General features: G+C 71.5%; 8 protein-coding genes. 7 read left to right on the top strand and 1 reads right to left on the bottom strand.

The window, feature by feature from the left end; all coding sequences use genetic code 11:
* The first annotated feature begins 255 nt into the window (after nt 1–255).
* The 4 genes from HMPREF3099_RS10020 to HMPREF3099_RS10005 all read left to right on the top strand — a co-directional run bounded on the left by HMPREF3099_RS10020 (nt 256) and on the right by HMPREF3099_RS10005 (nt 3024).
* Nucleotides 256–777 (top strand): methylated-DNA--[protein]-cysteine S-methyltransferase, encoded by a 522-nt coding sequence (locus HMPREF3099_RS10020; protein WP_070705834.1) that lies wholly within the window; start codon nt 256–258, stop codon nt 775–777.
* A 38-nt stretch (nt 778–815) separates the two neighbouring features.
* Nucleotides 816–2357 carry a lysine--tRNA ligase gene (lysS, locus tag HMPREF3099_RS10015; protein ID WP_070705833.1) on the top strand — a complete coding sequence of 514 codons (1542 nt, stop codon included), beginning with the start codon at nt 816–818 and terminating at the stop codon, nt 2355–2357.
* On the top strand, nt 2357–2536 hold the full coding sequence (locus HMPREF3099_RS10010; RefSeq protein ID WP_070705832.1) for a hypothetical protein: 180 nt from the start codon (nt 2357–2359) through the stop codon (nt 2534–2536). Before lysS ends, HMPREF3099_RS10010 begins: the two co-directional genes overlap by 1 nt.
* A gap of 140 nt (nt 2537–2676) precedes the next feature.
* Nucleotides 2677–3024: a histone-like nucleoid-structuring protein Lsr2 gene (locus HMPREF3099_RS10005; protein WP_070705836.1), complete on the top strand. Its 348-nt coding sequence runs from the start codon at nt 2677–2679 to the stop codon at nt 3022–3024.
* Nucleotides 3025–3130: 106 nt separating this feature from the next.
* Here HMPREF3099_RS10005 and HMPREF3099_RS10000 read toward each other — a convergent pair whose 3' ends face one another.
* Nucleotides 3131–4645 carry a tyrosine-protein kinase domain-containing protein gene (locus tag HMPREF3099_RS10000; protein WP_070705831.1) on the bottom strand — a complete coding sequence of 505 codons (1515 nt, stop codon included), beginning with the start codon at nt 4643–4645 and terminating at the stop codon, nt 3131–3133.
* Nucleotides 4646–4831: 186 nt separating this feature from the next.
* Between HMPREF3099_RS10000 and HMPREF3099_RS09995 the strand changes: the two genes are divergently transcribed.
* The 3 genes from HMPREF3099_RS09995 to HMPREF3099_RS09985 all read left to right on the top strand — a co-directional run bounded on the left by HMPREF3099_RS09995 (nt 4832) and on the right by HMPREF3099_RS09985 (nt 8577).
* Nucleotides 4832–5362: an arsenate reductase/protein-tyrosine-phosphatase family protein gene (locus tag HMPREF3099_RS09995; RefSeq protein ID WP_168168514.1), complete on the top strand. Its 531-nt coding sequence runs from the start codon at nt 4832–4834 to the stop codon at nt 5360–5362.
* 114 nt (nt 5363–5476) lie between these two features.
* A complete protein-coding gene (locus HMPREF3099_RS09990; protein ID WP_070705829.1) occupies nt 5477–8077 on the top strand; it encodes an ATP-dependent Clp protease ATP-binding subunit in 2601 nt (866 codons plus the stop codon).
* Nucleotides 8074–8577 carry a DUF3817 domain-containing protein gene (locus tag HMPREF3099_RS09985; RefSeq protein WP_237769827.1) on the top strand — a complete coding sequence of 168 codons (504 nt, stop codon included), beginning with the start codon at nt 8074–8076 and terminating at the stop codon, nt 8575–8577. The genes HMPREF3099_RS09990 and HMPREF3099_RS09985 overlap by 4 nt, the downstream gene beginning before the upstream one ends.
* Nucleotides 8578–8635 lie beyond the last annotated feature (58 nt).

The raw sequence follows: 8635 nt of genomic DNA, 5'->3' as shown, positions 1-8635 counted from the left end.
GGCCCTGGAGCGGGCCGCGGCGCGTCACGCGGTGGCCGCCCGCATCGAGGCACCGCCGGCGGCGCACGCGGTGCTGCGCGCGCTGGGTCTGGAGGACTGAGGTCCTGCACCCCTCCCGCGGAGTCAGATGGATCTGTGGACGGCCGGGTGGCGTGGATGCCCGTCCACACCCGCTCGGGGGTGGGGCTGGTGCCGGGGCGCCGGTGGGTGTTGGGTGGTGCCCACGCACAGTCCGATCCCTCGCCCGGAGGCACCATGACCCCCCGCGTCCTGCCCGAGCCCGTCGCCGCGGCCGACCGCGTGCACCGCGTGGTGCCCGTCCCGATGGGGGAGGTCACCCTGGTGGGCGATGGCCACCGCCTCGAGGGCCTGTACTGGCCCGACCACACGCCGGCCCCGGACCGGGAGCGCTTCGGCCCCCGCGACGACGAGGCGTTTCCCGAGGCGGTGCGGCAGCTGGGCGAGTACTTCGACGGCACCCGTCGCACCTTCGACCTGGACCTCGCTCCGCGCGGCACCGACTTCCAGCGCCTGGTCTGGGACGAGCTCGCCCGCATCCCCTTCGGCCAGGTGCGCACCTACGGCGAGGTGGCCGAGGCCATCGGGCGCCCCACGGCCGTCCGGGCGGTGGGGGCGGCCAACTCCCGCAACCCCCTGAGCATCGTGGTGCCCTGCCACCGCGTGGTGAGCGCGTCGGGGCAGGCGCACGGCTACGCGGGCACCGTGGAGAACAAGGAGTGGCTGCTGCGTCACGAGGGGGTGGACCTGCCCGGGTGAGGGTGGGCGGCACCGCGGGAACGCCTAGAATCGTGAGGGTGACTGAGCAGCCGACCACGCCCCAGGACCCGACCACCCCCCAGGCCCCCGCCGAGGACCTGCCCGAGCAGATGCGGGTGCGCCGGGAGAAGCGGGCGCGCGTGCTGGAGTCCGGTGCCCAGGCCTACCCGGTGGAGGTCCCCCGCACCCACTCCCTGGAGCAGGTCCGCGAGCAGTGGGGCCACCTGGGGACGGGTGAGGAGACGCAGGAGGTCGTCTCGGTGACCGGCCGCGTGGTCTTCTCGCGCAACACCGGCAAGCTCTGCTTCGCCACCCTGCAGGCCGGTAGTGGCGAGCGGCTGCAGGCCATGCTCTCCCTGGCCGAGGTGGGGCAGGAATCCCTCGAGCTGTGGAAGTCCGTGGTGGACCTGGGCGACATCGTCTCGGTGACCGGCCGGGTCATCTGCAGCCGTCGCGGCGAGCTCTCGGTCATGGCCACCGACTGGCAGTTGGCCTCCAAGGCCCTGCGCCCGCTGCCCACGCTGCACAAGGACCTCTCCGAGGAGCAGCGCGTCCGCCAGCGGTACGCCGACCTCATCGTGCGCGACGAGGCCCGCCGCATGGTGATGACCCGCTCGGTCATCACCTCCACCGTGCGACGCTTTCTGGAGGACCGCGGCTACACCGAGATCGAGACGCCGGTGCTGCAGCTCATCCACGGTGGCGCGCACGCCCGCCCGTTCCACACGCATCTCAACGCCTTCGACCAGCCGATGACGCTGCGCATCGCGCTGGAGCTCAATCTCAAGAAGGCCGTCGTCGGTGGCATCGAGAAGGTCTTCGAGATCGGCCGCATCTTCCGCAACGAGGGCGTGGACTCCACCCACAGCCCCGAGTTCACGATGCTCGAGGCGTACGAGGCCTGGGGCGACCAGACCACCATGGCCGAGCTCATGCAGGAGATGTACCTGGCCGTGGCCGACGCCCTCATCGAGGCCGGCCTGCTGGAGTCCCGGGTGCTGCACACCCCGGCCGGGGACATCGACCTCGCCGCCGAGTGGCGCTGGCTGCCGGTCTACGAGGGTGTCTCGCAGGCCGTGGGCACCGAGGTGACCCCGCAGACCGACGAGGCCACCCTGCGCCGCCTGGCCGCCGAGCACGACGTGGAGCTCGAGGACGGGTGGGGCGCCGAGAAGATCGTGCTCGAGCTGCTCTCGGAGCTCGTGGAGCCCGGCCTGGTGCAGCCCACCTTCCTGTGCGACTACCCGCCGTCGGCCCAGCCGCTGGCACGCCCGCACCGCAGCAAGCCGGACCTCATCGAGGCCTGGGACCTCATCATCGGCGGCGTGGAGCGCTCCACGGCCTTCTCCGAGCTCATCGACCCGGTGGTGCAGCGCGAGGTGCTCACCGCCCAGTCGCTCGAGGCCGCCGCCGGTGACCCGGAGGCCATGCAGCTCGACGAGGACTTCCTGCGCGCGCTGGAGTACGGTGCCCCGCCCATGGGTGGCCTCGGGTTCGGTCTGGACCGCATGGTCATGCTGTTCACCGGCGCCGGCATCCGCGAGACCATCCTGTTCCCCCACACCAAGCCGGAGGCGTGATGAGCGAGTTGTTCGGCGCGATCTGGCCGTACATCGCGGCCCTGGTGCCCAGTGTCGGCATCCTCTACCTGTTCTACGTGCTCATGAAGCACATCGTGGAGGGCGACCGCCGCGAGCGCGCCGCGGTGGCCCAGTGGGAGGCGGAGCAGGAAGCCGCCGAGGAGGATCCCGTCGGCTGAGAGCCGCGGAAAGTGAACAGGAAACGGAGCCGTGAACACGGTTCCGTTTTCTGTTGCCGGCCACGAGGAGTTGCGTGAAACGATTCCTGTGGGATCAAATGTCCCTCGAGAACGAACAGGAACGAGAGGACGTGCGCGAGATGGTGCAACGACAGGTGATCATTCTGGAGGACGACCTGGACGGCGGTGAGGCCACGGAGACCGTGACCTTCGCCCTCGACGGCGTCTCCTACGAGATCGACCTCAACGCCGACAACGCCGCCCGACTGCGCGACGACTTCGCCACCTGGGTGGGGCACGCCCGCCGGGCCGTGGGCCGCAAGGCGCCCGCCAAGCGCAGCAGCGGTGGTTCCAGCACCTCCGGGGCCGCCCGCAAGCGCGAGCTCGCGGCCATCCGCGAGTGGGGCCGTGCCAACGGCTGGGAGGTCAGCGACCGAGGTCGCCTCTCGGCCGACCTCGAGGAGGCCTACGCCAAGGCCAACGGCTGACGCGGGCGGGCGCCGGGCGTCGGCCGCGGCGCCACCGCACACGGCGGAGGGCCACCGGGATGATTCCCGGTGGCCCTCCGCCGTGTGCGCCCCGTGGGGCGCTGGCTCACTTCTTGCGACGCTTGCGGCGCTTCCTGCTCTTCTTGTCGTCGCCGTAGCCGTCGCCGTAGCCCGCACCGTAGCCGTACGAGCCATAGCCGTAGCCCTCGCCGTAGAGGATGCGGTTGAGGCGGCTCACCGACGCGCGGTTGATGACGGCACCCAGCAGGTTCGCGTTGACATTGCGCAGGTTGGCCGCGGCGCGCTCCACGTGCTCCTTGCGGGTGTCCCCGGCGGCCACCACGAGCACCGCGCCGTCGGCGGCGGTGGTGAGCAGCGCGGCATCGGTCACCGGCAGCAGCGGCGGGGCGTCGAGGATGACGCGGTGCGTCTGGGTCAGCGTGGCGATGAGGTCGCGCATGCGCTGCGAGCCCAGCAGCTCCGAGGGGTTGGGCGGGATGGTGCCGGCCGGCAGCACCATGAGGTTGGGGTGCGCGGTGGGCTGGACGGCGTCGGCCAGGTCGGCCGTGCCGGCGAGCACCTGGGTGAGGCCAACCGAGGCGTCGATGTCGAAGATTCCGGCCACCGACGGGCGGCGCAGGTCGGCGTCCACGAGGATGACGCGCTCCCCGCCCTCGGCCAGCAGGTAGGACAGGTTGGACGAGATGGTCGACTTGCCCTCACCCATGCGGGCGGAGGTGACGACGATCGACTTGGGCGCGTGGTCGACGTTGACGAAGCGCAGGTTGGTGCGGAACTGGCGCAGGGCCTCCCGGGTGGCGAAGTCCACCTCGCCGGAGTCGCGGACGGCGCGCTCCGGGGAGGACAGGGCCTCGTTGGCCGGGATGAGGCCCAGCGTGGAGGTGCCGCCCGAGGCCTCCTCGATGTCCTCCTGGGTGCGGATGCGGGTGTCCTGGCGGTGGCGGAACCACGCGATGAGGTAGCCGAGGGCCAGGCCGGCGAGGCCGCCGAGCACCAGGGCGCGGGCCGGCTGCGGCTCGGTGGGCGAGGAGGGCAGGTCGGCGCTGGCCAGCGGCAGGATGCTGGTGGCCGGCGTGCGCTGCTCCTTGTCCTTCTGGCTGCTGCTCTCGTCGCTCGAGGGCTCCTGCTGAGCCGGGTAGGACGGTCCGTCGGTGAGGTTCTTGGTCTCCAGGTCCTTCACGTACGCGGCGGTCTCGGTGACCACGGCGTCGGCGAGCTGCTTGGCCTCCTGGGGCGACCCGCCCTTGGCGCTCACCGTGATGTTGGGGGTCTCCTCCTCCACCTTGGCGCTCACCCGCGACGACAGGGCGGCCGGGTCGGTGTCCAGGTTGAGCTGCTTGATGACCCGCTCTGCGACCGGCTGGCTGCTGAAGTAGGTCACGTAGGCCGAGCTCTTGGTGATGGCCAGCGAGTTGCCGGAGAGGGACTCACCCACGGTGCCGGTTCCCGAGGAGGCCTGCACCACGCCGGTGGCGGTGGCCGTGTAGACGGGGGTCTGCATGGCGACCCACCCGGCCGCGAGGGCGATGCCCGCCAGGGTGCTGAGCACCAGGGTGATGATGTGCCGGCGGGTGAGCCGGAGGATGTCGTCGAGCGTCAAGACGTTCTCCGTCGGTGGTGAGGATGTGAACCGGCTGCACCTACGGCGCAGTCCGGCCACTGTAGCGTTCCGGTGGGGCCGGCCACCGGCTCCCGGAGCGCTCGGTGACGTGAGAATCGGCACCCTCACCCCGCCTACACTCGGGCCGTCCGCCGTCGCTGCTCCGCACTCCTGGGAGGCCCCCTCGTGAACATCCTGTACGTCTGCAGCGGCAACATCTGCCGGTCCACCTTCGCCGAGCGCCTCTCTCGGCACCTGGCCCCCGCCGGGCTGTCCTTCGCCTCGGCGGGCACGACCGCGCTCGTGGGGCACCCGATGGAGGACCAGATGGCCGCCGAGCTGCGGCGCCGCGGGGGCGACCCGGACGGCTTCGCCTCCCGGCAGGTCGCGCTGCCGCTGCTGCGCGAGGTCGACCTCGTGCTCACCATGGAGCGCGGCCACAAGGCCTACGTGGTCGAGGAGGCGCCGGGCCTCACGCGGCGCACGCACACGCTGGGGCACTTCGTGCGCTCGGTGGACGAGCTGGCCGCCCGCGGGCCGGTGCCCGGCGGTCCGGAGCTGGTGCAGGCCGTGGCGGCCCTGCGCCTGCCCTCCTCGCGCTCCGAGTCGGTGGAGGACCCCTACCGCCGTCCGCCGGAGGTGGCCGCCCGGGTGGCCGAGCAGCTCACCGACTGGGTGGGTCGCGCCGTGGGGGCGCTGGCCGGTCGTCCCCTCTGAGCCCCGGCGCCGCAGGGTTCGCGCACAGCGAACGGCCCGACGGCCTCCGCGCGGAACAGCCCCCGAGGACGCACTGTTGAGCGACTAGGACGTCCCACGAGGCAAGGAGCTGAGATGTTCGAACGGTTCACCGACCGCGCACGGCGCGTCGTCGTCCTGGCCCAGGACGAGGCGCGCATGCTCAACCACAACTACCTCGGCACCGAGCACATCCTGCTCGGCCTCATCCACGAGGGCGAGGGGGTGGCCGCGAAGGCCCTGGAGAACCTCGGCATCTCGCTGGACGCCGTGCGTCAGGAGGTGCAGGAGGTCATCGGCCAGGGCAAGCAGGCCCCTTCCGGCCACATCTCCTTCAGTCCCCGGGCCAAGAAGGTGCTGGAGCTCTCGCTGCGCGAGGGCCTGCAGATGGGCCACCAGTACATCGGCACCGAGCACATCCTGCTCGGCCTGATCCGCGAGGGCGAGGGCGTGGCCGCCCAGGTGCTCGTGAAGCTGGGCGCCGACCTCACCACCGTGCGCCAGCAGGTGCTGGAGCTGCTCTCCGGCTACTCCGGCGGACAGGGCGAGCCGCAGACCGCGGGCGTGGGCGCCTCCGGCGGGCAGGGCGAGGGGACCCCGGCCGGGTCGCTGGTGCTCGACCAGTTCGGCCGCAACCTCACCCAGGCCGCCCGCGAGGGCAAGCTCGACCCGGTCATCGGGCGCGAGAAGGAGATCGAGCGGGTGATGCAGGTGCTCTCCCGCCGCACCAAGAACAACCCGGTGCTCATCGGCGAGCCCGGCGTCGGCAAGACCGCCGTCGTCGAGGGACTGGCCGCCGACATCGTGGCCGGCACCGTGCCGGAGACCCTCAAGGACAAGCACGTCTACACCCTGGACCTCGGGTCGCTGGTGGCCGGTTCGCGCTACCGCGGTGACTTCGAGGAGCGCCTCAAGAAGGTGCTCAAGGAGATCAAGACGCGCGGCGACATCATCCTGTTCATCGACGAGATCCACACCCTGGTGGGTGCGGGTGCCGCCGAGGGCGCCATCGACGCGGCCAACATCCTCAAGCCGATGCTGGCGCGCGGCGAGCTGCAGACCATCGGCGCCACCACGCTGGAGGAGTACCGCAAGCACATCGAGAAGGACGCCGCGCTGGAGCGCCGCTTCCAGCCGATTCAGGTGAACGAGCCCTCGCTGGCGCACGCCATCGAGATCCTCAAGGGCCTGCGTGACCGCTACGAGGCGCACCACCGCGTGTCCATCACCGACGGTGCCCTGGCCGCGGCGGTGAACATGGCCGACCGCTACGTCAACGACCGCTACCTGCCGGACAAGGCGATCGACCTCGTGGACGAGGCCGGCGCCCGCCTGCGCATCCAGCGGATGACCGCTCCGCCGGACCTGCGCGAGCTCGACGAGAAGATCTCCGCGGTGCGCCGGGAGAAGGAGTCGGCCATCGACGGGCAGGACTTCGAGAAGGCCGCCTCGCTGCGCGACGACGAGCAGACCCTGCTCGCCGAGCGCACCGAGCGCGAGAAGGCCTGGAAGGAGGGCGACCAGGACGTCGCCGCGGTGGTGGACGAGGACGTCATTGCCGAGGTGCTGGCCGCCACCACGGGCATCCCCGTGTTCCGGATCTCCGAGGAGGAGTCCAGCCGCCTGCTCAAGATGGAGGACGAGCTCCACAAGCGCATCGTGGGCATGGACGACGCCATCCACGCGCTCTCGCAGGCCATCCGCCGCACCCGTGCGGGCCTCAAGGACCCGCGCCGCCCCGGCGGTTCGTTCATCTTCGCCGGCCCCACCGGTGTGGGAAAGACCGAGCTGGCCAAGGCGTTGGCGGAGTTCCTCTTCGGCGACGAGGAGTCCCTCATCCAGCTGGACATGTCGGAGTTCGGCGAGAAGCACACCGTGAGCCGCATGTTCGGCTCGCCCCCCGGCTACGTCGGCTACGACGAGGGCGGCCAGCTCACCGAGAAGGTGCGCCGCAAGCCGTTCAGCGTGGTGCTCTTCGACGAGGTCGAGAAGGCCCACCCGGACATCTTCAACAGCCTGCTGCAGATCCTCGAGGACGGTCGCCTGACCGACTCGCAGGGGCGCACGGTGGACTTCAAGAACACGATCATCATCATGACCACCAACCTGGGTGCGCGGGACATCGCCAAGGGCGTATCGCTCGGCTTCTCGGCCGGCCCGGAGTCCGGCACGGACTACGAGCGCCTCAAGGCCAAGGTGTCCGAGGAGCTCAAGCAGCACTTCCGCCCGGAGTTCCTCAACCGCGTGGACGACACGGTCGTGTTCCCGCAGCTCACGCAGGCCGAGATCGTGCAGATCGTGGACCTCATGATCGGCCGCCTCGACGAGCGCCTGGCGGACAAGGACATGTCCATCGAGCTCACGCAGGACGCCAAGGAGCTGCTGGCCAAGCGCGGGTACGACCCCGTGCTCGGTGCCCGTCCGCTGCGTCGCGCCATCCAGCGCGAGATCGAGGACGTCATCTCCGAGAAGATCCTGTACGGCGAGTTCACCGCCGGCGACATCATCGAGGTGGGCGCCAACGCGCCGGCCGAGCCGGAGGAGCAGAACGTGGCCGGGCCCATCAACCCGGGTGCCAGCGGGGCCACGGTGCCCACCGGTGCGCAGGAGTTCACCTTCTCCTCGCGCCGCCGCGAGGGCGCCCCGGACCCGGACGCGCTGACCGGTGACGCCGACCGTGCGCTGGTGGGCGAGTGACCGCCCGCACCACCACCCCGGGGCGGGAGCACGACGGCCGGGTGGCCGACGCGCTCCCGCCCCGGCGGGTGTACGGCTGGGTGGCGGTGGCCGAGGCCATCACCTGGGCGCTTCTGCTCACGGGCATGGTGCTCAAGTACGTCACGCACACCACCGAGCTCGGGGTGCGCATCGGAGGTGGGGTCCACGGCTTCGTGTTCCTGCTCTTGTGCCTCACCACGGTGCTCGTGGCCGTGGACGGCCGATGGGGTGCGGGCCGCACGCTGCTGGGCCTGGCCTCCGCGGTGGTGCCCTTCGCCACCGTCCCGTTCGAGCGCTGGGCCGAGGGCAGGAGCCTGCTGGCCGACCGCTGGCGCCTGCGCCGTGAGCCCGGTACCGGGCCGCTGGAGCGCCTGGCGGCCTGGGCGCTGCGCAACCCGGCGGTGGCCGCCTTGGTGGCCCTGGCAGGCGTGGTGCTGCTCTTCGTGGCGCTGCTGTTCATCGGGCCGCCCGGGGGCTGACCCGGACCGCGCGACCACGCGCCCCGACGGCGGAGGGCCGGCACCCACACGGGTGCCG

The organism is Kytococcus sp. HMSC28H12 (genome assembly GCF_001816045.1).
Lineage (GTDB): Bacteria > Actinomycetota > Actinomycetes > Actinomycetales > Dermatophilaceae > Kytococcus > Kytococcus schroeteri.
Note: the sequence above shows the minus strand (reverse complement) of the source record. Positions and strands in the feature narration are given on the sequence as shown.

Bases quoted from the DNA above. Each gene is read 5' to 3' on its own strand.
- HMPREF3099_RS10005 (WP_070705836.1), top strand. From the start codon at position 2,677: ATGGTGCAACGACAGGTGATCATTCTGGAGGACGACCTGGACGGCGGT.
- HMPREF3099_RS10020 (WP_070705834.1), top strand. From the start codon at position 256: ATGACCCCCCGCGTCCTGCCCGAGCCCGTCGCCGCGGCCGACCGCGTG.
- HMPREF3099_RS10010 (WP_070705832.1), top strand. From the start codon at position 2,357: ATGAGCGAGTTGTTCGGCGCGATCTGGCCGTACATCGCGGCCCTGGTG.
- HMPREF3099_RS09990 (WP_070705829.1), top strand. From the start codon at position 5,477: ATGTTCGAACGGTTCACCGACCGCGCACGGCGCGTCGTCGTCCTGGCC.